Origin of the sequence: Spongiactinospora rosea, from assembly GCF_003315795.1 — a bacterium.
GTDB classification, from domain to species: Bacteria; Actinomycetota; Actinomycetes; order Streptosporangiales; family Streptosporangiaceae; genus Spongiactinospora; species Spongiactinospora rosea.
On sequence record NZ_QMEY01000005.1, the window covers coordinates 407679 to 428317 of the forward strand.

18 protein-coding genes are annotated in these 20639 nt (G+C 71.1%); 7 read left to right on the forward strand and 11 right to left on the reverse strand.

Annotation, left to right across the window (positions count from 1 at the left end; all coding sequences use genetic code 11):
* Positions 1-80 precede the first annotated feature (80 nt).
* Positions 81-3638, reverse strand: coding sequence for an NACHT domain-containing protein (locus DP939_RS16065; protein WP_147268013.1), 3558 nt, complete (start codon positions 3636-3638; stop codon positions 81-83).
* Between the two features lie 395 nt (positions 3639-4033).
* Here DP939_RS16065 and DP939_RS16070 point away from each other — a divergent pair, with 395 nt between their 5' ends.
* The 3 genes from DP939_RS16070 to DP939_RS16080 all read left to right on the forward strand — a co-directional run bounded on the left by DP939_RS16070 (position 4034) and on the right by DP939_RS16080 (position 5146).
* Positions 4034-4387 (forward strand): helix-turn-helix domain-containing protein, encoded by a 354-nt coding sequence (locus DP939_RS16070; protein ID WP_113981491.1) that lies wholly within the window; start codon positions 4034-4036, stop codon positions 4385-4387.
* A complete protein-coding gene (locus tag DP939_RS16075; protein ID WP_113981492.1) occupies positions 4348-4713 on the forward strand; it encodes a hypothetical protein in 366 nt (121 codons plus the stop codon). The genes DP939_RS16070 and DP939_RS16075 overlap by 40 nt, the downstream gene beginning before the upstream one ends.
* A 106-nt stretch (positions 4714-4819) precedes the next feature.
* Positions 4820-5146, forward strand: coding sequence for a hypothetical protein (locus DP939_RS16080; RefSeq protein ID WP_147268014.1), 327 nt, complete (start codon positions 4820-4822; stop codon positions 5144-5146).
* A 480-nt stretch (positions 5147-5626) separates the two neighbouring features.
* Here DP939_RS16080 and DP939_RS16085 read toward each other — a convergent pair whose 3' ends face one another.
* The 4 genes from DP939_RS16085 to DP939_RS16100 are packed head-to-tail and all read right to left on the reverse strand — an operon-like array spanning position 5627 to position 9760.
* On the reverse strand, positions 5627-6784 hold the full coding sequence (locus tag DP939_RS16085; protein WP_113981494.1) for an acyl-CoA dehydrogenase family protein: 1158 nt from the start codon (positions 6782-6784) through the stop codon (positions 5627-5629).
* A complete protein-coding gene (locus DP939_RS16090; RefSeq protein WP_113981495.1) occupies positions 6781-7968 on the reverse strand; it encodes an MFS transporter in 1188 nt (395 codons plus the stop codon). The genes DP939_RS16085 and DP939_RS16090 overlap by 4 nt, the downstream gene beginning before the upstream one ends.
* Positions 7965-8717, reverse strand: a complete 753-nt coding sequence (locus tag DP939_RS16095; RefSeq protein ID WP_199565193.1) for a class I SAM-dependent methyltransferase — start codon at positions 8715-8717, stop codon at positions 7965-7967. Before DP939_RS16095 ends, DP939_RS16090 begins: the two co-directional genes overlap by 4 nt.
* The gene (locus tag DP939_RS16100) at positions 8714-9760 is read right to left on the reverse strand and encodes an enolase C-terminal domain-like protein (RefSeq protein WP_158578593.1); all 1047 of its coding nucleotides are present in this window, start codon (positions 9758-9760) and stop codon (positions 8714-8716) included. The genes DP939_RS16095 and DP939_RS16100 overlap by 4 nt, the downstream gene beginning before the upstream one ends.
* Before the next feature lie 80 nt (positions 9761-9840).
* Between DP939_RS16100 and DP939_RS16105 the strand changes: the two genes are divergently transcribed.
* On the forward strand, positions 9841-10596 hold the full coding sequence (locus tag DP939_RS16105) for a class I SAM-dependent methyltransferase (RefSeq protein ID WP_199565194.1): 756 nt from the start codon (positions 9841-9843) through the stop codon (positions 10594-10596).
* Here DP939_RS16105 and DP939_RS16110 read toward each other — a convergent pair.
* From DP939_RS16110 to DP939_RS16130, 5 genes are read right to left on the reverse strand one after another with little or no spacing between them, the layout of a single operon-like run.
* Positions 10593-11816: an ATP-grasp domain-containing protein gene (locus tag DP939_RS16110; RefSeq protein ID WP_113981499.1), complete on the reverse strand. Its 1224-nt coding sequence runs from the start codon at positions 11814-11816 to the stop codon at positions 10593-10595. The genes DP939_RS16105 and DP939_RS16110 overlap by 4 nt on opposite strands.
* 44 nt (positions 11817-11860) lie before the next feature.
* Positions 11861-12610, reverse strand: a complete 750-nt coding sequence (locus DP939_RS16115) for an ABC transporter ATP-binding protein (RefSeq protein ID WP_113981500.1) — start codon at positions 12608-12610, stop codon at positions 11861-11863.
* Entirely contained in the window at positions 12604-14472 is a 1869-nt protein-coding gene (locus DP939_RS16120; RefSeq protein ID WP_158578594.1) for a dipeptide/oligopeptide/nickel ABC transporter permease/ATP-binding protein, read from the reverse strand. Before DP939_RS16120 ends, DP939_RS16115 begins: the two co-directional genes overlap by 7 nt.
* A gap of 5 nt (positions 14473-14477) precedes the next feature.
* On the reverse strand, positions 14478-15446 hold the full coding sequence (locus tag DP939_RS16125; RefSeq protein WP_113981502.1) for an ABC transporter permease: 969 nt from the start codon (positions 15444-15446) through the stop codon (positions 14478-14480).
* Positions 15443-16969: an ABC transporter substrate-binding protein gene (locus DP939_RS16130; RefSeq protein WP_158578595.1), complete on the reverse strand. Its 1527-nt coding sequence runs from the start codon at positions 16967-16969 to the stop codon at positions 15443-15445. The genes DP939_RS16125 and DP939_RS16130 overlap by 4 nt, the downstream gene beginning before the upstream one ends.
* A gap of 259 nt (positions 16970-17228) precedes the next feature.
* Between DP939_RS16130 and DP939_RS16135 the strand changes: the two genes are divergently transcribed.
* Positions 17229-18266, forward strand: coding sequence for a pyridoxal-phosphate dependent enzyme (locus DP939_RS16135; protein ID WP_113981504.1), 1038 nt, complete (start codon positions 17229-17231; stop codon positions 18264-18266).
* Entirely contained in the window at positions 18263-18442 is a 180-nt protein-coding gene (locus DP939_RS16140) for a DUF2637 domain-containing protein (protein ID WP_113981505.1), read from the forward strand. The genes DP939_RS16135 and DP939_RS16140 overlap by 4 nt, the downstream gene beginning before the upstream one ends.
* Before the next feature lie 232 nt (positions 18443-18674).
* Here DP939_RS16140 and DP939_RS16145 read toward each other — a convergent pair whose 3' ends face one another.
* On the reverse strand, positions 18675-18857 hold the full coding sequence (locus tag DP939_RS16145) for a hypothetical protein (RefSeq protein ID WP_113981506.1): 183 nt from the start codon (positions 18855-18857) through the stop codon (positions 18675-18677).
* Positions 18858-19102: 245 nt separating this feature from the next.
* On the opposite strand from DP939_RS16145, the gene DP939_RS16150 reads away from it, so the two are divergent.
* Positions 19103-20639: SulP family inorganic anion transporter (locus DP939_RS16150; protein WP_147268015.1), on the forward strand; the 1537-nt coding region annotated here is incomplete at its 3' end.

Below are 20639 nucleotides of genomic sequence, written 5' to 3' on the forward strand. Positions count from 1 at the left end.
GTCCTCTACGCCGAGGCCCAGATCGGCGTGGCGGGCAGGTCCGCACCGACACCCAGAAGAACTGCACCACTTGACCCAGCTCATGGGCGGCCGAGAGCGCTCATACCGTGCGAGAGGACCATCACGTACGTGTCGCCGCGCTGCGACGACAGGGACATCGGCTTCGGATCGGGCACCGGGCCGAGCGTGGGCAGACGCACCTCGTCACAATAGGTCGTCTCCACGAACAGGCGTAACGTCCCCCTGCGGGCCAGCACGGTGATCGTGTTGGTGCAGGGGGAGCCGGTGTCGATGGCCGTCGTGTATCCGGTCAGCGCGACCCGCTGCCTTTTCGCCTGAGTAGGGCCGGCCGGGTCGCTTGTCAGGAAGAAGGCGTACTGCCCCTGGCACGAGATGAGGACGTAGGCGAGGCCGGGGAGGTTCACGCCGGCCAGGCCGGGTCCATGGATCTTGAGTGTCGCCCTGAACGCGTAACCGTACGGGAAGCCCGAATAGGCGATCGACGGCGACAACGGCTTGTCCACCCACCGCGCGTCGTCCAGGGCGGCCCGTAACTCCTGGGACGGCGCCGGATCCACCGCCGGGCGCAGCGGTCCTGTGACCCCGACCCCCGCGAGCACCACGACCGCCGCACAGGCCGCCGCCACGCGCCTCGACCGGCCGGGTGCGGTGACGGCCCGTGCCCCGGCATGCGCGACGGGCACCTGGGCGGACTCCCGCCGGTTCGCCCCGGCCAGCTCGTCCCTGAGCCGCACATGGCGGAGCTGGTACCCCGCCCCGGCGCGCCGCAGGATCTCCAGATCGTACATGTCCCGTAGAAAGCGGGTGAACCGCCACGGGATCCGGCCACCGAGCGCCAGGCGGCACCGGCTGACCGTGAACAGGCCCCAGGGCGAGGTGCCGACGACCAGGGTCAAAACCATGACGATGGCGATGACCCCATATGTCGGATTGGTGACCATGCCGGTGACGGCGCCGCCCGCGACGCCGACCAGGACACCCGCTCCGAGCGTGGTCGTGCGGGCGGTTCGCAGGGTCGACTCCGGGTCCATCTCCGGACGGCCTTCGACCCATACGGCCACGGCGCCGGCCGCGCCGAGAGTGAGTCCGGTGAGGGCGTAGGTGACCACGACCACCGTGCCGTCGAGCATGATGAACCTCGCGAGCGCCGCGTTGAGGGCCACGCCCATCAAGGCGCCCACGGCGAGGCCGAGCCCCGCCCACGACAGCGGCATAAGCAGCCGCCGCCTCCCTTCCGGCGAGACGCCCACGCCCTCCGCGTTCCGGTCGGAGCCGGCGAACACGATGCCGGAGATCAACCCGAGCGCGAGGCCCGCCTGCATGCCGTCCGCCGCTCCGGCGGAGGCGTTGCCCAGCGCGTCGGTTTCGAGGTAGGCGTACTGCCCGGGGAGAAGGAACCCGCCCAGACCTCCGCCGAGCAGCCCGCCGATCATCCCCGCCTTCACCCTGAGCCCCATGCTCCGCTGTAGCTCCTCGGCCCGGACACTCGTGCCCGGCCGGCGGCGGCGCAGGGCGAGCGGCCCGAACAACGCGCCGAACGCCGTCCCGATCAGGGCGGCGCTCGCGCCCGCGGCCGGCCCGGCGAGCACGACGGCGGACCCCGCCCCGACGACGCCGCCCGCCACGGCGAACAGGGTGGCCGCGGCGACGGCATGCCGCCCGCGGCGCGGGTAGCGCGGCTCGATCAGTCTGGCGGCCATGCCCGTGCCCGCCATGAGCACTCCCACGACGATCCCGACGGTGAGGGAGAACGCCCCGGCGAAGCGGAGCTGGTCGGCGAGGCCGTACCCCAGTGCCGCCCGCCAGGCCTGCAGCGCACCGGCGGCAGCGCCGCCGGGCAGGCGCGTGGCATAGGAGACCTGGGCGCCCTGGGGAAATCCGCACACCAGTGCGGCGACCAGCCATGCCACGGCACCGGCGATCGTCCCCGACAGCATGGCGGCGCCCATGGTGGCCGTGCGGCGCGGCTCCGGGGCGAGCAGGCCGGCGACGATCGCCAGGGCGGCGCCGAGAAGCAGCGTGCCCAGCGTCTCCCCGGCCAGGCCGGCGAAGAACGCGCCCGGCAGGCCGACCGCGAGGCCGCCGTACATGCCGATCCGCGTCCCGGCGAAAAGGGCGCCCCCGACGGGGTGCCGGGGCCGCTCACCGGCCGCCCCCTTGTCCAGCAGCCACAGCAGCACCGCGCAGCCCGCCCCTGCGGCGACGCCCCAGCGCAACCCCGTGGGCAGGCCGACCAGCCGGGCGCCGTGGGCGACCACCGCCCCGGCGGCCAGGCCGCACAACGCGGGTACGAGCGGCCAGCGGTTCGGAGCCAGCTGGTGCAGCCGGCTCCAGCCGATGTCGTGCTCGTCGAGGGCGGCCAGCCGCCGTGCCAGGAACCGTAGCCACCGCAGGCTTCCGCGGACCGGCCAGCGGCCCTTCTTCCCGTGGTTGTCGATGCCGAAGCGATGGTCATCGCGAAGCACTTCGGGCGCGAAGGTGCCGAGCAGCATCGCTTCGATCGACTCCCGGTCCGGGAGCGCGGCGCGATCGGCGAGCCGCTCCGGTCCGGCCGACGGTTCGTGGCCGCCGAAGACCCGGTGGGCCAGGCCGATCATGAGCGGGGTGGACAGCGCCTGCGCGAGCGGACCTTCCTCCCCCTCCTCCGCGAGCCGCCGCCGAACCGGTTCCCAGGCCGGCCCCGAGCCGAGGTACGCCATCGCGGCCCCGCTGTCCACGGGCTGAAGCTGATAGACCGGAACCTTCGGCAGGACGTGCCCGGTGGGCTCCAGCCGCGCGTACTCCGCCGCCCGGCACGTCAGCACGAACGGCGTCGCGTCCTGATGCAGCCGCAGCCATTCGTCGATCTTCACCAGCGCCACCGGACGCAGACCGTCCCGGATCTCGTCCAGCCCGTCGAAGACCGCGATGATCCGGCGATCGCCGATGAGCTTGTGGTACACCCCCTTGCCGTACCGTCTGCCGAGATCGGGGAAGTCCTCCGCGAGCCGCGACCGCATCCATTTTGCCGGCTCCACGCGATCCGGCTCCCATGACGCCAGCCGGAACACCACCGGCACCCGCGTCACGCGCGGCGCGGCCAGGACGCCCTCTACCAGCATGGCCGCAAGCGTGGTCTTGCCCGCGCCGGGAGAGCCTGTGATCACCACTCGCGGAACGCCGTCGCCGGGGTCGAGGAGCCGGCCGACGAACCGGTCGACCAGCGTGCCCACCGGCCGCCGCGCCGCCGGGGACGAATCGTCGCTCCACATGACGGGCAACGGCTCGGAGCGGTACACCCGGCCCCGCTCACGCCGCTCGCCCACCCGCCTGCGCTGCTCCACCGCGATCTCGCGGAGAACCGCGTCCAGCGGGTCTTCGGGGGCGCCGCCGTCGCGAGGCACGACCTTGGTGCTCTCGTACGCATGCTGGGCCCACCACAGCAGCAGCGCGGCGACGACTCCGATCGCCACCGCCCCGGCCAGCCACGGCAACGGGTACCGCCGCATCGAGGGAAGCCATTCGGCCGTGTCGTCAACGGCGAACTCCGACGCCAGACCGACCACCGCCGCGGCCACTCCTACCACGATCGCCGCCCCGGCCATCAGGACGAGCCACCGCCGACGCACTATGGCCACCCCTCACCCGGTTACCCAGCGATCTCGCCCCGGTTCGTAAGGTAACGATAGGTCATGGCGGCGACAGGCGGGGGTCAGGTGCGGGTGAGGGGCCAGAGGCGGTGATTCCATCCGATGTCGCGGGCGCTTTCGCCGAAATCCGGCGCCGTCCAGGAGAGAGTGGACATTTCATCGACGGAGCGGAAAGCCCACCCTCCACCGGCTCCGCCACTCCTGGCTCACCTACCTAGTGTCATCCGCCTGGAATTCGTCGGATAGATCCATATGGTGATTGGTATGGCGCACCCAGGCCCGTCCGCGGTCGAGATCCGCTTATCCGAGACCGAGCGTGCTCGACTGGTCGGCATGTCAGCGGAGCCGTCGAGGGTGGCGGCGCGGGCAAGGATCGTGCCGGCATGTGCCTGCCGGGGATCGGCACGGCGCGGGTGGCGCGTGATCTGGGCCTTGCCGCCAGCACGGTGCGCAAGTGGCGTGCCGCTTGCGCCCGGGGCGGGCTGCAGGCGCCGGCCGACGAGGCGCGCACGGGCCGGCCCGAAGCGGAGTTGACGGTGTCGGCCGCCGAGCGGGCAGTGCTGCAGCGGTGGGCACGGCGGGCCGAATCCGCGCAGGTCCTGGCGATGCGCGCGAAGATCGTGCCGGCGTGCGCGGACGGTGAGGACAACAAGCGGATCGCCGAGCGGTTGCGGGTGCATCCGGACACGGTGTTCAAGTGGCGGCATCGGTTCCTGCGCCTGCGGCCGGCGGGCTGATCGACGAGCGGCGGCCTGGCCGCCCGCCGTCGATCGGGCTGGACCAGGTCGAGCAGGTGGTGGTGTCCACGCAGTTGTGGCTCATCGCCGTCGACCCGCAGATCCGGCTGCGTGACATCGCAGCCAGGATCGGCTTCACCGAGCGGGCGGCCGGGCGCATCGTCGGCGAACTGTGCGAGGTCGGCTACAGCGAATGGCCCCGCCAGGGGCGGCGCACCCTGCCCGGCCGGTACTCTGCCGCCTCTCGGCCATCGCGGCGTTCCCATCCAGGCCCCCTTGACCTGTTCACCACCCGGGGCCGGCGGCTTCGGCGACGGCGACGGTGAGGTCCAGTGTGCGCCGCTGATGGGGTGAGGGAATGCTGTCCGATCGGGGATGTCCGTGACCGCGCTTCGATGGTTGCCTTGAGTAATCAACTGACAGCAAGAAGTGATGACTGTGCGACTATCGGCCATCCTGGCTTCCCTCGCCGCCGCCGCCACACTGGTGCTGATCGCTCCCGGTCCGGCGCAGGCCGAGACGCAGGGCAGCTTCTACTGGCTCAAGCACGAAGGCGGCCTCCGCTCGCTGCTCGAGCCGGATGAGGGCAGGTGCTGGACCACCGACGACGCTGTTTTCGGGCACAACGACACCAACCGGACGATCATCCTGTTCTCGGCCGACGACTGCCAGGGCAGACTTGTCCAGTCGCTTCCGCCGCAGACGTGGACCGCGGAGCACCAGGAGGTCCGCTTCGAAAGTGTGTACGTCGTCCCCTGAAGCCCCTAGCGATCGGCGGATCCCACGAGCGTGCGGCCAGGCCGCACGCTCGTTGTGCGTTTCCACCGTGCCCACGCCGCCCGCCAGGACCACTGGCCCGACGCTCCGCGCTGCACGCGTCAACGCCTATCTGGTGCGCTGTAGATCCGCAGGGACTACAAACGGCTACGGCCCTTCAGCGAAGCCGAGCGGGTCTGGCGGCGCATCGCCCGCCAGTACCCTCGGCTCTTCCCCTCTTGGGCATGGGCCGTAGGTTGCGTCCACGGAAGTCGTGTACGAGCTCGACCAGGTCACAAGCGTCGCGGCAAGGCACGAAGATGACCACCGCGTGATCCTTCGAATGCACAGTCCAAGATCGAAGGAGACCAGGCGATGCCCCTGCCCGTGGACCTGCCCGCGGTGCTGTAGGTGGGGTGAGCGGGAGCGCGGCCGGCTCATTCCCGACCAGATGGCGACGTGACATGTGACGAACAGCCGCTCTCAGCTGTACGCGGTGATCGGTGGAATCTCGCCGGTGAGCAGGAACGCGCCGAGTTCCCGCGCCTTGTACGCGACGGGGTCGTGCACCGTGAGGGTGCGTGCGTCGCGCCAGAACCGGTCGAGGCCGGTCGATCGGGTCGTCGCGCGGGCGCCGGTGAACTCGAAGATCCGGCTTGCAGCCTCCGTCGCCAGCCGGGTGGACACCACTTTCGCGGCGGAGATCGTCAGGGCGGCCCGGCCCCGCTCCGGCGCGGTCAGGTCGAGACCGCAGGCGTCGGCTTCCGCGAGGGCACGCGTCGCATCGTCGGCCAGCAGGCGTGCCGCCCGGAGGGTCGCGGAGAGCTCCCCGTACCCGGCGAGAACGTGCGGGTCGTCGACGGCTCGCCCGAGACCGCTGGCCGGCCAGGGGCGTGCGCGCTCGCGTGTGTACCGGGCGGCCTCCCCGAGCGCTCCCTCGGCGATGCCGACGAGAACCTGCGTGAGCACCGCCTGGAAGGCCAGCGACACCAGCGACAGCCGGAGCCGGCGAGGGCTCGACTCGTCCTCGCCCGCCGGGAAGGTGCCCAGCACGTCGGAGCGGCGGACACGGACATCCTGAAGGACGATGCTGCCGCTGGCCGTCAGGCGTTGGCCCAGGTTGTCCCAGTCCGGTGGGTGCGAGAGCCCTTCTGCGCCGCCGGCTACGACTGCGACGAGGCGGGCCTCGCGGTCGTCATAGATGGTGCTGACGAACAGCCGGTCCGCGACCGCGCAACCGGTGGCGAACGCGCCTCGGCCGGAGATGGACAGCGTGTCGCCGTTCGGGCTGATCGTGAGCGTGTCGCGCGGGTTGCTGACCGCGGCCACGAAGAGCCGGTCGGCGGCGACCTCCTGCCGCAGGGAGCGGGCCAGTTCGGCGTTGTCGTACAGCGAGGCGCGCCACAGGTGCAGGTAGTGGTAGCCGAGGAGGTGCCCGATCGAGGCGTCGCCCGCCGCGACGATCCGGGTCACCGCATGCGTGGTCTGATGGTCGTCCGGGTCCACGGAGAGCAGGCCGCTGTCGCGCAGTAAGTCGATCTCGGCCCTGGGCAACCGGTTGGCCTGGTCGCGGGCGACGGCGTCCTCGCGGAGCCGTTCGGCGACGGTACGGGCGGCGGTCAGCGCTTCCGCCGGGGTCATCGGGAACCCGCCGGTGTGATCGTGGGACGCCGGAACCGGCGATGCAGCACAAGCATGACCGCGGGTAACAGCAGGCACTGGGCGGCGACGGCCACCCAGAAACCGGGGAGGCGCCCGGCGGTCTCGAACACCTGGTACACCATTCCGCCGGCGAGCCCGCTCAAGCATGCGCCGGCGCCCTCGGCCAGCCGCTGGTGACCGAAGACGACCGCCGGTGAGCGGGGCGTGCGGGCGAGCGCCTCCAGAACGTTCTTGAGAAAGAGGACGGAGTTGCCCGCGCCGATGGCGACGATCCCGGCGGCGATCGCGACCTCGTTCCCGCCGGTGAACGCGATCATGCCGACGGCCAGGCCGCCGAAGCCGAGCACCACCGCGCGTGAGTACCGCATCCGCTCGACCCGGCCCGCGATCAATGGCTGCAGCACGACGAGCAGCAGAGAGTATCCCATCATGGCCGATCCGTAGAACACCGTGGACACCCGACCTTCTGCGTAGGAAGAAAGGTACTGGTAGAAGTGCATGTGCAGGTAAATGGTCAGGGCGGTGACCGCGAACGGCGGGACCGCGAGGCCGTGCAGGGCCCGCCGTAGTGGCTCGATCGCCTCGCGGTCCTCGCGGGGTTCCTGCGGCAGAAAGGCATGCCCGATCGTGAGCGCCGCGTGCAGCGCGGCGGCGACGGCGAACATCCCGCCCGGGTCGTGGATGAACAGGGCACCCACCACCGGCCCGAGCGCGATCCCGACGTTGCCGCTGGCGTAGCTCGCGGACATCAGCCGCGGTCGCTCGCCCGTGCCCGCGCCGTGCACCATGTAGCCGCGGACGCTTGGCGAGTACAGCGCGGTGGCCGCCGACCGGAGGAAGAGCGCGGCGATCGTGGCCACCGGCCAGGCCCCGCCCGCGAGGAACCCCAGCGATGCGACGGTCTGCAGCACCATCGCCAGGAGCAGGGACCGCTGGAGCCCGAGGCGTTCTGCGACGGCCGCGCCCGGCAGTCCTCCGGCGAACTGCACGAGCGTCGCCAGCCCGAGGATGACGCCGACCTGGTCCATGCCGAAGCCCATCCGGTCGCGGAGCAGGACCGCCAGGTACGGGTAGACGGAGAAGCTGATGAGGTTGACCAGCGACCCGCTCCCCAGCAGGGCGAGTTGGACGCCTGTGAACGAGCGGACGCCACCCGGTGTCACGCCGGCCGTGCCTTGATGCCTCGGACGATCAGGCGGGTGGCACGGGCGTCGTACGGGCCGCCGTCCAGGGTGCCGAAGCACTCGATCTCCTCGAATCCGGCCTGGGCGAACATTTCGCGCAGCTCAGCGGCGCTGTAGACATAGCAGATGAGCGAGGCGTGTTCGGCCCTGTCTCCCCGGACCAGCGTCCAGTCGGTGCGGTAGCGGGCCCAGTCGTCCAGGATCGTGTCACGCATGACCACCATGCCGCCGGGCACGTCAACGATCTTCGGAGTGCCGGCCCAGGACGCGTACGTCTCCTTGCTCAACAGGTCGACGATCAGCCGGCCGCCAGGGGCGAGAGACCTATGGGCGTTGCGCAGGACCTGGAGATTGTCCTCATGGTCGTCGAAGTAGCCGAAGGAGGTGTACATGTTCACCACCACGTCGTACGCCTCTGGCGTCACGTGTTCGCGCACGTCCGCCTGCACGAACGACGCCTTCACCCCGGCGGCGGCACACACGGCCGCCGCGCGTTCGAGCAGCTCGCGATGGAGGTCCACCCCCGTCACCCGGTAGCCGCGGCGGGCCATCGGCTCGGTGAAGAAGCCGACGCCACAGCACTGGTCGAGCACGCGGCTTCCCGGGGGGAACGCCAGCAGGGGTGAGGAGGCCACCACCTCGGCGGCGGCCCGCGCCCGCTCGGGTGTGAAGAGGACCTCCGAGAAGCCGGACCACAGGTTCATGTTCTCGTACCAGTTCACGGTCACCGCCAGTCAAGATCGGATGTGGAAAGGGTCCCGGGCACCACCCCGAGACCGGGCGCATCGCCGAGGGTGATCCGCCCGTCCTCGAGGCCGAGCCCGTGGAACGGTGGTTCGCGCAGGTAGAGGTGGCCGTCGAGGTCTATGTGGTCGGCCAGTGGCGCGAGTAGCGCGGCCTGGCTGATGGCGAGCTCCGACTCGCACATACAGCTGAGCAGGACCGTGAGCCCTGCCCGACGGGCGGCCTCCATGACCCGCCGCGCACCGCGGACACCGCCGGCCTTGCACAGCTTGACGACGATGCCGTCGGAGTGTTGCCGGGCGGCCTGGACGCTGGCCACGTCGGTGCACCCCTCGTCGAGGACGATCGGGAGCCGGTCGGGAAGCTCCCGGTAGCGGTGGTAGTCGTCGATTTCGGTTCTGGGAAACGGCTGCTCGATGAGCTGGATGCCGAGCGCGCGCAGACGAGGGGTGAGGGCGCGGGCGGTGTCGAGGTCCCATGCCTCGTTCGCGTCGATGCGCACCGGCAGCGGGGTCATCCGCCGGATGGCCTCGAGGGCGTCGATGTCGCCGGGGCCGCCGACCTTCACCTTGAACGCGCCCACCGGCGGCGCGTTCCGGACCGCGCTCGCCGCCTCGTCCGGGTTTGCGATCCCGATCGTGTACACGGTCGGTCCGAGCGTGCGGGGCGTGCCGAGCACGCTCCAGGTCGGTCGCCCAGCGGCCTTGCCGATCCAGTCGTGCAACGCGCCGTCGAGGGCCATCCGGGCGCCCGCGGGCGCGTCCCATCGCTCGACGCGGTCGAGAGCCGCCTCCGGGTCGCTCAGGTCCTGGCCCAGCAGGGCCGGGCCGTCGGCCTCTACCGCTCGCGCGACATCGTCCGCGGTGACTCCGTCGTACTCGATCGGCGTGCCCTCGCCGTAGGCGACGACGCCGCCGTGCGCGATGGCGACCATGCAGGTGTCGACGGAGTCGATCTCACCGCGGGAGCTTCGCACCGTCTCGGTCAGCCGCAGGGACACGCGGCGGACGGCCAGACTCAGATCCATGGGGAGCTCTTTCCAATTGTGGGGCGAGGAAGGAACCATCCGGGCGTCAGCGGCGACTTACTGCATAGCGGATATGGTCGATGGCGAAGGGATCGGCGATGGAGTGGTTCGAGGACGAGACGCTGTGGGCCGACTTCTCGGATGTGCTGTTCTCCGCCGAGCGTGCCGGTGAGGCCGAGATGAGAGCCGCCTCGTCGCCGTTGTTGCGGGTGCCGCCCGGGACCAGGGTGCTCGATCTGGGATGCGGGCCGGGAACGTACACGGTTCCGCTGGCCCGTCAGGGTGCGGAGGTCACGGGCGTGGACCTCAGCGCGGCGCTGCTCGATCGCGCGGCGCAGGCGGCGTCCGAGGCCGGCGTCGGCATCCGGCTCGTCCGGGCGGACATGCGCGAGTTCGTCGAGCCGGGCCGGTTCGACCTGGTGATCAGCATGTACACCTCGTTCGGCCTGTTCGACGACCATGACGAGAACATGCGGGTCCTGCGCAACGTACGGGCGAGCCTCGCGCCCGGCGGCCGGCTCCTGATCGACCTGTACGGCAAGGAGATCATGGCCCGCGACGGAGCCCGGCCGAAGATCATCGACGTCGACGGGGGCACGCTGATCGTGCGCGGCACGGTCTTCGACGACTGGACCCGGTTCCGGGACGACTTCTACCTCGTACGGGACGGCCGGGCACGGCAGGCGTTCATCGTGCACCACCTCTACAGCGCCGTCGAGCTCAAGCGCATGCTCGGCGAGGCGGGTTTCACCGGCATCGAGTGCTTCGGCGGGTTCGACGCCGAGCCCTTCGACGACCACGCGCGCCGGCTGATCGTGCGGGGCGGCCGGGCCTAGCACGCGGGACGCGTCTCGATGCGCAGGGCGCCCGCCGCGGCGACGGCCCGGTGCGTGGCGATCTCCGCGGTCGGCCCCTCGGCGAGCAGGATTCCGGCGTAGCCGCTCCCATCTGTGACGTGCGCGATGTCCGTGCCGATCGCCTTGGTCGGATACCACTCGGGCCGTCCTGGGTAGCGGACGACGTGGTCGAGGCCGTGCACGGCGACCAGCTCGCCGGCCCGGTCCGGATACGCCAGGACGAACGCCACGGCCGGTCCGCCGCCCAGGGGCGCGTCGAGCAGTCGTGGACGCCGGCCCAGCGCGAGGTCGACAAGTCCTTCGTAAACGTTGATCTTCAGGGCGCGGCACATCGACTCGCCGACGAGCGCACCGCCGATACGGGGATTCACCTCGATCAGACGCGGACCGTCGGCGGTCATGGCCAGCTCGATGTGGGCGAACCGGTCGGTGTAACCGAGGACCGTCAGCACGTCGCCGAGCCACTTCTCGATCTGGCGGACATCGTCGGGCGGCAACGCCACCGGGAACGCGGTCACGTCCTCGCGGAACCAGGGCTGCGGTGACATGAGGCGGCTCGACAGCCCCAGCAGCCGGGTGTGCCCGGCCCAGGTGACGGTCTCGGCGCTGTAGACCGGCCCGGCGAGGAACGGCTCCGCGAACAGCCGCCCGAACAGCGTCGCGCCCGCGGCCTCCCGGCGGAGGCGGGAGAGGTCCTCGGCGTCGCGTACGAGCCAGACGTTCCTGCTGCTGGTGCCGGCCGTGTCCTTGACGACGGCGGGAAGCCCGACGGTCGCGGCGAGCCGGTCGAGGTCCAGCGCGGCCACGTCGTCCACCAGGGACGGCGCGAACGGGCTCAACCCCTTCCGGTGAAGAAGGTCCCGGACCTGGGACTTGTCGCGCACCAGCCGGATGACCGCCGGGTCGATGCCGGGCAGGCCGAACTCGGTGGCGAGTTCGGCCCCGGTCACGCCCCACGTATCCGTGGAGCTGATCAGTCCCCGGAGGTCCTTGACCGCGTTCAGGGCTGCGGCGACGGCCTGGCGGTCGTTCGTGTCCACCGGGACGACCTCGATCGACCCAGGTGACAGCGTGGCAAGCTCGTGCAGGTACAGCGGTTCGGTACCGGTCAGCAGCACCAGGCGCTCGCCGGCGTCACCAGCGGCCCGGGCGAGGTGGGCGAGTCCGAAGGAGAGCATCTCAAGGCAGGCGATGGTCACGATCGATATGTCGGATGGGCTGCCCGAATGGTTCCCATCTGTCGTCAAATGGTGGGCGTGGCCGACAGCAGCAGACGCGTGTACGGGTGCCGGGGGCCGGTGGTCACCTCTGCGGTTGGACCCTGTTCGACGATCCGGCCGCGCCGCATGACCGCGATCCGGTCCGCGAGCTGCGAGACCACCGCGAGGTCGTGGGCGATGAACAGGCAGCCGAACTCAAGCCGGTCCCGCAGGTCGCAGAGCAGGTTCAGCACCTTCGCCTGGACCGATACGTCGAGCGCGGTGACCGGCTCGTCGCAGACCAGCAGGCGTGGCTCCAGGGCCAGCGCACGGGCGATCGCCACACGCTGCTGCTGACCGCCGGACAGCCGCCCGGGACGGCGATCCCGCACCTGCGGGTCGAGCCCGACAAGGTCCAGCAGCTCGCTCACCCGCGCGGCCCGGAACCTGGCATCACCGACCCGGTGGATGGACAGCGGCTCGGCGATGGACTGTCGCACGGTCTGCCGCGGGCTGAGCGTCAGATAGGGGTCCTGGAACACCATCTGGACCTGCCGCCGGTGCGCTCGCAGCGCCCGGCCCCTGAGCGTGTGCACGTCCACCCCGGCGACGCGGACGGTTCCCGCGCTGGGCCGCAGCAGGCCGGTGACGACCCGGGCCAGCGTCGACTTGCCGCAGCCGGATTCCCCGACCAGGCCGACGATCTCGCCTGCCGCCACCCGCATCGTGACGCCCTCGATCACGCTCGTGTCGTCACGGCCGTAGCCCGCGCTGACGTTCTCGATCTCTAGCATGTCCCGTCCGTGGTCGTGGAACGGCTGGGATGACGCAGGCACGCCGACCGGTGCGCGGCCGAGGTGGCCGCCGGTTCCAAAGCCGGCGGCGTGATCGCGCAGGCCGGCACCGCGATCGTGCAGCGGGGGGCGAACCCGCACCCGGCGGTGCCGTCCGGTCCGATGCCGGACCGGCCCGGCATGGTACGGAACCGGGTGCCCGGTGCCGCACCTGGACGTGGCACGGCGTCCAGCAGTCCGCGGGTGTAAGGGTGGTCGGGAGCTTTGGTCACCGCGTCGAGCGGGCCCGACTCCACAACCCGCCCGGCGTACACGACGGCCACACTGTCGGCCAGGTGTGCCACCACCGCCAGGTCGTGGCTGACGACGACCATGGCCATGCCCAGCTCGTCGCGCAGGCGGGCCAGCAGGTCGAGCAACTGTGCCTGCACGGTCACGTCGAGCGCGGACGTGGGTTCGTCCGCGATCAGCAGTTCCGGCTGCCCGGCGAGGGCCATGGCGATCTGTGCCCGCTGCCGCATTCCACCCGACAGCTGGTGCGGGAGCCGGTGGGCGACCACTGCGGGATCGGGCAGCCCCGCCATGCCCAGCAGTTCCTCGGTGACCCGCCGGGTCGCGCCGCGCGGGCCGCCCCGGCCCGCGTTGCGGACCGCCTCGTCGACGTGCGCGCCGATCGTCCGCAGCGGGTTGAGCACCGCGGCGCTGTCCTGGAAGACCACGCCGACCCGGCGCCGATCCTCCGGAGCGAGCCCGGCAAGCTCGCGGGCACCGAGCATCGCCGAGCCGGTGACCACCGCCTGTGGATCCAGGAGGCCGAACGGCGCCAGCGCGGCCGTGGTCTTACCGCTTCCGGTCTCGCCGACGAGCGCCAAAATCTGCCCGCGACGCACCTCATAGGAGATCCCGGCGGCGACGCGACGAAGCCCGCCATCGCCCGGGTACGCGACGGACAGGTCCCGCACGATCAGGACCGCGTCCGGGGCCGCGGGCGGTTCCGCTCCGGTGGCCGGTCGCGCCGCCCGCCGCATCCGCCCGGGGCGGATCAGCCGGAGGACCGACGGCCGCTCCCCACCGGCCGCCAGCCGCTCGCCGAGCAGGTTGCCGGCGAACACCACCGCCGTGATGGCGATGCCGGGAGGGTACGCCAGCCACCACGCGGAGGCCAGGAACGGTCGCCCCTCGATGAGCATCTGGCCCCACTCGGCGTGCGGCGGCGCGACACCGAGGCCGAGGAAACTCAGCGTGGCGACGCCGAGAACGATCGTGCCGACGTCCGTGCTGGCGTAGACCAGACATGGTGCCAGCGCCGGGGGCAGCAGATGCCGGCCGATGATGCGCCCGCGGCCGGCCCCGAGCAGCCGCAGCGCGTCCAGATGAGGGCTGCCGCGCATCCCGGCGACACGGGCGCGGGCGATCCGGGCGTACGGCGCCCACGACCACAGCGACAGCGCGAGGACGAGGTTCTCCACACCGGGACCCCGCACGCCGATCACCGCCAGCGCCACCAGCATCCCGGGCAGCGACACCACCACGTCGATCACCCGGGCGACGACCCGGTCGACCCATCCGCCCAGGTAGCCGGCGATGGCCCCGACGACGGCGCCGGCGGCCAGCGAGACCGTCAGCACGGCCGCCGTGATCGCCAGGGAGATCCGCGCACCGTAGAGGAGCCGGCTGAGCTGGTCACGGCCGAGCTGATCCGTGCCCAGCAGGTGCTGCGGCGACGGCGGTAGCAGCGAGGCCGCCAGGTCGTTGGCGGCGGGATCGGCCGGAGCCAGCAGCGGTGCCAGCCCGCCCCCGACCACGAACAGGACCAGTGGCGCCGCGACCAGCGCCGTGCGCACCCCAGTCCGGCGGAGCATGCCATTCACCCGGCCCACCGCCGCCGGGAGCGAGGATCGATGAGTCCCTGCAGGACATCGGCGCATCGGTTGACCAGGATGAACCCGCCACCCATCACGAGCGTGGCCGCCTGCAGCGCCGGTACGTCCCGGGAACCGGCCGCGTGCACGAGGTAGGCACCGAGACCGGGCCAGGCGAAGATCTGCTCAATCACGACCACGCCGACCAGCAGACCGCCGACGGCGAACGCGGCGACGGAGAGGATCGGTCCCGCCGCGTTGGGCAGCCCGTCGCGGAGCACGATCGACAGCGGGCCACTGCCTCGGGCCTGGGCGGCCCGTACGTACGGCTGATCCAGCGCCTCACGCAGCGTGACCGCCACCACCCGGCTGAGCGCGCCGGCGGCCGGCAGCCCGAGCACCGCCATAGGCATGATCCACGTCTCCAGGCCGGCCATCCCCGACGTCGGCACCAGCCTCAGCCGCAGGGCGAGCGCCAGCACCAGCAGGTAGCTCAGCCAGAATCCCGGAACCGAGGTGACCAGCAGCGCGCCGACCCGCAGGGCGCCGCGCAGCACACCCCGCTGGAGCACCGCCCCGGCCACGCCTGCGGCCAGCCCGACCACGACGGCGATCAATGCGGACCCGGCGACCAGCCCAAGAGTGACACCGAGCCGGTCGGCGACCTCAGGCCCCACGGGCGTGTTCGTCCGCAGCGACACCCCGAAGTCGCCGGTGCACGCGTGGGCGAGCCACCGCACGTACCGTATCGGAGCGGAGGCGTCGAGGCCCAGCTCGACGCGGACGGCCTGGATCTGCTCGGGCGTGGCCGGGCGGCCCGCCCGCGTGGCGGCGAGCATCGCCGCGGGGTCGCCACGGGCGAGCAGGACCAGCGCGAAGGTGCCGATCGACATCGCCAGCAGCACGCCGGCGGTGTCGAGTGCCCAGCGCGCGACGTATCCGCCTGTGGTGGTCAGCCGATCGGGAGCCTTCACTCGACGGTGACCCCGGCGACTTCGAGGTCAAGGTCGGTGGGCGGCACCGCGAAGCCCTTGACCGCATCCCGGACCGCCCACAGCCTCGTCCGGTAGGCCAGTGGCACGAAACCGGCGTCAGCGGCCACCGTGTCGTAGAGCTCCTGGTAGGCCGTGGCGCGGGCGGCGGCGTCACGGGCGTACACGGCCCTGTCGACCGCGGCCTCGGTGGCCGGGGTGACCCAGAGCGGTCCGCGGGCGCCGGAGGTGAACATGGACACGACCGAGCCGGAGGGGTCGTACGGCGCGCCGAGCCCCTCGAAGAACGTGATGTCATATGTGCCCTCCGCTCGCTCGTCGTAGTAGGCGGCGGCGTCGACCGGGGCGATCTCCACGGCGATACCGACCTCCTTGAGGGCGGCGGCGATCGCGGCGGCCGTGGACCGGGGGTCGAGCTGACCCTCGGCCGGTGAGGCGGGGATGAGCAGCTTCAGGGAGAGCGGCTTGCCGTTCTTGACCCGGGTGGTGCCGTCGAGCGTGTATCCGGCGGCCTCCAGGGTGCTGCGGGCGGCGGCCTGGTCGAAGTAGAGCGGGAGGTCGGTCCCGGAGTCGGGCACTTCCGGTGGGAACACCCGGCGCGCAGGCTCGGCATAACCCATGAACAGCGCCTTGGTCAGGGACGTGGTGTCGATCGCCTGACGCACGGCCTCGCGGACGGCCCGGTCTCCGGCCGGGCCTTTCGGGTTGAAGCCGAGCATGATCGAGACGTCCGGTGCGCCGGTGAGCAGCTTGATATCGGCGCGCTCGCTCAGCGCCTTGGCCTCCACCGGCGTGATGGGGGCCAGGTACGATCCGCCTACGAGATCGATCTCCTTGCTGGCGAGCGCGTCCACGCGCGCCTGCGAATCGGGGATGACCTTGAACTCCAGCCGCTCCAGCTTGGGCTTCGTCCCCCAGTAGTCGTCGTTGCGGGCCAGTGTCGCGCCCCCGGCCGAGTTCGACACCAGCTTCCACGGCCCGGTGCCGACCGGGGTCTGGAACTTACCGGCGGCGTCCGCGGACTTCGGGCTCAGCAATCGCACCGGCCGCACGATCGACAGCTCCTGCAGCAGCGGCTCGTACGGCTCGGACAGTGTCAGCTGGACCGTGTCGGCGTCCGGGGCGTCAACGGAGGAGATGATCTGCGAGGCACGGAAAAAGCCGAACCTCTTGTCGCCGACCCACCGCTCGAAGTTCCACTTGACGGCGGACGAGTCGAGCGGCGTCCCGTCAGTGAACCGGACGCCGTCGCGCAGGTCGAACGTGACCCGCTTGCCGCCCTCGGCGACGGTCCACGACTCCGCGAGCCCCGGTGCCAGCTTCCCCCCCTCGGTGTAGGTGACGAGCGGCTCGTAGATCGCGCCGAGCAGCAGGAAGTTGCCGGTGAAGGCGTGGGGATCCAGGGCACCGGACTCTTCGCTCAGGCCGATGCGCAGCACCGTGCTCGGGACCGGACCCGCGGAGGCGCTGCCGCCGGTACCGGCGCCACATGCGCTGACCAGCACTATCGACGCAGCAAGGGCCGCGAGTGGACGAAGTCGTGACAAAGGGTCTCCCGGCGGGCGGTGGCCATCGGCGCGGCAGACGATTACCTGCCACAGACCTAGTCGGCTGGACCATCCGGCTGGTTCCCGCGACATCTACGATCCACCGCGATGGGAACCAACTCGATCGTGAGTGCGACTTGTCCCAAGACCGGTCAACGCATCGACAGATGTACATCCGCCGCCCGATTCGGCGGCACGACCCGAGGGACGACCGCCCATGCCATTCCAGGTCCCACCCGACGTTTCCACCACCGTCCACGGCCACGTCACCGACGCCCTCCGGGCGCCGAGCCTGATCCGGCTGTCGGACAATGTGGTGCTCCTCCGATTCGAGACCCTGAAGATCTACGCCGCGCTCGGCGCGGTACAGGCCCTGCTCGCGGACGGCACGGTCCGGCCCGGGGACACCCTCGTCGACAGTTCGAGTGGCATCTACGCACTGGCCCTGGCAATGGTCTGCCACCGCTATGGCCTGCGCTGCCACATCGTCGCCTCGACCACGGTCACGCCGGCCATCCGGGCCCAACTGGAGATCCTCGGTACGAAGGTCGATCAGATGCCGGCCGAGTCCGATCTGCGCCTCGATCAGGACCGCCGGATCGAGCGGGTACACCAGTTGTTACGCGCCAACCCCGAGATGCACTGGATGCGCCAGTATCACGACCCTGCGCACCGCCTCGGGTACGCCGAGCTGGCCGACCTGGTACGCGTCGCACTGCCGGGCGTGCCCTTGGCCGTGGTCGCCGGCGTCGGCACGGGCGCGTCCAGCGCGGGCCTGATCCAGCCGCTGCGACAGCACGACCCGTCGATCCCGCTGGTCGGTGTTCAGCCCTTCGGCAGCGTGAGTTTCGGCAGCGAACGGTTCCAGGACCCGGAGGCGATAATCGCCGGCATCGGCAGTGCCATCCCGTTCGGCAACATCCGCCCCGAACTCTACGACCAGGTGCACTGGCTGACCTTCCGGTACGCCGTGGCCGGCACGATCGGGCTGATGCGCGCGCACGCCGTCTTCGCCGGACTGTCCACCGGGGCCTCCTACCTTGTCGCGGCGTGGGAGGCGCGACGTCACCCCGAGCGCACGCACCTCATCATCGGCGCTGACACCGGACACCGGTATGTGGAGACGGTTTTCGCCCGGCACCGCGATGCCCTCGACCCGGGCAGGCTGAAGCCGACCGAAATCGACTCCCTGGATGACCTCACACCGGACTGGTCGGCGATGGGCTGGGGGCGGCGCCGCTACTCGGGGACATGACGCGCGCCGACAGGATCCTCATCGGGCCGGCGCTGATCACGGCGGTCACCTCCTTCCGCCACCTGCACGAACTGTGCCCGCGTTACGGGGAAGACCATCTGGCCGCGGTGCTCATCCCGCTCGCCGTGGACGGCACCATCGTGGTCGCCTCCATGCCCATGCCCTGGCTTGGGTGATGCTGGTGATCGGCAGCATGGCCGGCCTCCGCGCGAACATCGCCATCACTGAGCCGAGTCCGATCGGCCGGATCGTCGCGGCCTGGCCGAGGATCGCCCTGATCGGAGTCGTATCCCTGCGATGCGGTCGTCATGCTGCTTCTCTTCCCGCTTCCGCGCGGCAACGTGGAGAGTCCGGTACATGAGGACGCGTGCTCTGGTAGTTCCTGGGCGGTCTCGCAGGTGATGACCTTCAGGGAGGCTGGTGTGCCCGTTCCCGGGATCGGATGCGGGGAGGTAGCCAGGCGTGCAGGCGGGCCAGGTGGCCGCGGATGTCGATGCCGTTGCGGCGCAGCCAGTCGTCGTCGTAGTAGGTGCCGCGGTAGCGCCGGCCGCTGTCGCCGATCAGGGTGACGATGGAACCCTTGCGGCCCATGGCACCCAGCTGGGAGATCAGATTGACGGCCGCCGCTTAGTTGGGTGGTGTGGCGGCGGTAGCGGAGGGCCGAGTACCGGTCCGAGAGAGGGCTCGTGTCGCCCGCCGCGTCTCTGGCCACGATGAAGAAGGTGTAGGGACGGGCGGAAACCAGCCCGGTGGCGGTATAGGCGGGCACGGCGACCAGGCGTCCGGCACATGCCAAACCCGAATCGGGGGAGCGCGCCGACATTAGGGTGTCCTCCATGAAGATGGACACAGAGAGTAGCGTTCTGAACACTTTCAGATACGATCTTCCGGCGTCACTCGTCGTCTTCCTGGTCGCGGTGCCCCTGTCGCTGGGCATCGCCATGGCGGCCGGAGCGCCGCTTGCCGCCGGGTTGATCGCCGCCGCCACGGGCGGCATCGTCGCGGGCAGGCTGGGCGGTTCCCCGATCCAGGTGAGCGGGCCGACCGCCAGCCTGACCGTCGTGATCGCCGGACTGATCCACACCTACGGCTGGCGGGCCACCTGCCTGATCACCATCCTGGCCGGCGCCATACAGGTGCTGCTGGGCCTGCTCAAGGCGGCGCGGGCCGCGCTGGCGGTCTCGCCGGCGGTCGCGCACGGGATGCTGGCCGGGGTCGGTATCGTCATCGCTCTCGCCCAGCTCCATGTGGTGCTCGGCGGCAGCCCGGAGCACTCGGCCCTGGCGAACCTGATCCAGTTGCCCGGCCAGATCGTCGGCATGCATGGCCACAAGGTGATGGTGGGCGTGCTCACGGTCGTGGTGCTGCTGGTCTGGGAGCGGTTGCCCAGAAGGGTCAGTGCCGTCCCGGCGCCGCTGGCGGCGCTGTTCGTGGCCGCCGGTACGGCCTGGTTGCTGAGCTGGGACGTCACCCGCATCGACCTGTCGGGTGCCATCGCCACCTGGGCGCCGCCGCAGTTGCCGCAGGGCGACTGGCACCATGTCGCCGGGGCGGCGCTGCTGATCGCGCTGCTGGCCGGGGCCGAATCGCTGCTGTGCTGCACGGCCACCGACGGCATGCACAACGGCCGCCGCGCCGACCTGGATCGCGAGCTGTGCGGGCAGGGCGTGGCGAACATGGTCAGCGGTGTCCTGGGCGGGCTCCCGGTGGCCGGAGTGATCGTGCGCAGCACCACCAACATCCGGGCCGGTGCTCGTAGCCGGTCCTCGGCCATCCTGCACGGCGTGTGGGTCCTGTTCTTCGCGCTGTGCCTGGGCGGAACGATCAAGCTGATCCCGATCGAGGCGCTGGCGGCCCTGCTGGTCTTCATCGGCATCAGGACCATCAGCCTCGGCAACGTCAGGAAGGTGCACGGCCACCACGAGGTGCCGGTCTACCTGGTCACCATGACCGGGGTGGTCCTGGTCGGGCTCGCCGAGGGCGTTCTGGCCGGGCTCGCCCTGGCCGCGCTGCTGGCGCTGCGGCGGCTGACGCGGGTCACGATCGACAAGCGCGAGGAACCGGACGGACGCCTGCACGTCACCGTCTCCGGCTCGCTCACCTTCCTCGGCGTACCGCACCTGACCCAGGAACTGCGGGCGATCCCCACCGGCATCACCGTCGACCTCGACCTGAACATCGACTTCATGGACAACGCCGCCTTCGAGGCCATCCACTCCTGGCGGCTGGACCACGAACGCCTGGGCGGCACGGTCGCCATCGACGAACTCCACGACCAGTGGTACACAATGGCGGCGGGCGGCGCCCGGATGGCCCCGGCCAAAAGCCCGCCGAAGCCGGCCGGGCGCTGGTGGCTGCCCTGGACCCACCGCC

What these genes read in the sequence shown, in the direction of transcription:
- DP939_RS16070 (WP_113981491.1), top strand. Translation starts at nt 4,034, where the DNA reads ATGTGCCTGCCGGGGATCGGCACGGCGCGGGTGGCGCGTGATCTGGGC.
- DP939_RS16080 (WP_147268014.1), top strand. Translation starts at nt 4,820, where the DNA reads ATGACTGTGCGACTATCGGCCATCCTGGCTTCCCTCGCCGCCGCCGCC.
- DP939_RS16085 (WP_113981494.1), bottom strand. Translation starts at nt 6,784, where the DNA reads ATGACCCCGGCGGAAGCGCTGACCGCCGCCCGTACCGTCGCCGAACGG.
- DP939_RS16100 (WP_158578593.1), bottom strand. Translation starts at nt 9,760, where the DNA reads ATGGATCTGAGTCTGGCCGTCCGCCGCGTGTCCCTGCGGCTGACCGAG.
- DP939_RS16105 (WP_199565194.1), top strand. Translation starts at nt 9,841, where the DNA reads ATGGCGAAGGGATCGGCGATGGAGTGGTTCGAGGACGAGACGCTGTGG.
- DP939_RS16115 (WP_113981500.1), bottom strand. Translation starts at nt 12,610, where the DNA reads ATGCTAGAGATCGAGAACGTCAGCGCGGGCTACGGCCGTGACGACACG.
- DP939_RS16120 (WP_158578594.1), bottom strand. Translation starts at nt 14,472, where the DNA reads ATGCTCCGCCGGACTGGGGTGCGCACGGCGCTGGTCGCGGCGCCACTG.
- DP939_RS16135 (WP_113981504.1), top strand. Translation starts at nt 17,229, where the DNA reads ATGCCATTCCAGGTCCCACCCGACGTTTCCACCACCGTCCACGGCCAC.
- DP939_RS16140 (WP_113981505.1), top strand. Translation starts at nt 18,263, where the DNA reads ATGACGCGCGCCGACAGGATCCTCATCGGGCCGGCGCTGATCACGGCG.
- DP939_RS16145 (WP_113981506.1), bottom strand. Translation starts at nt 18,857, where the DNA reads ATGGGCCGCAAGGGTTCCATCGTCACCCTGATCGGCGACAGCGGCCGG.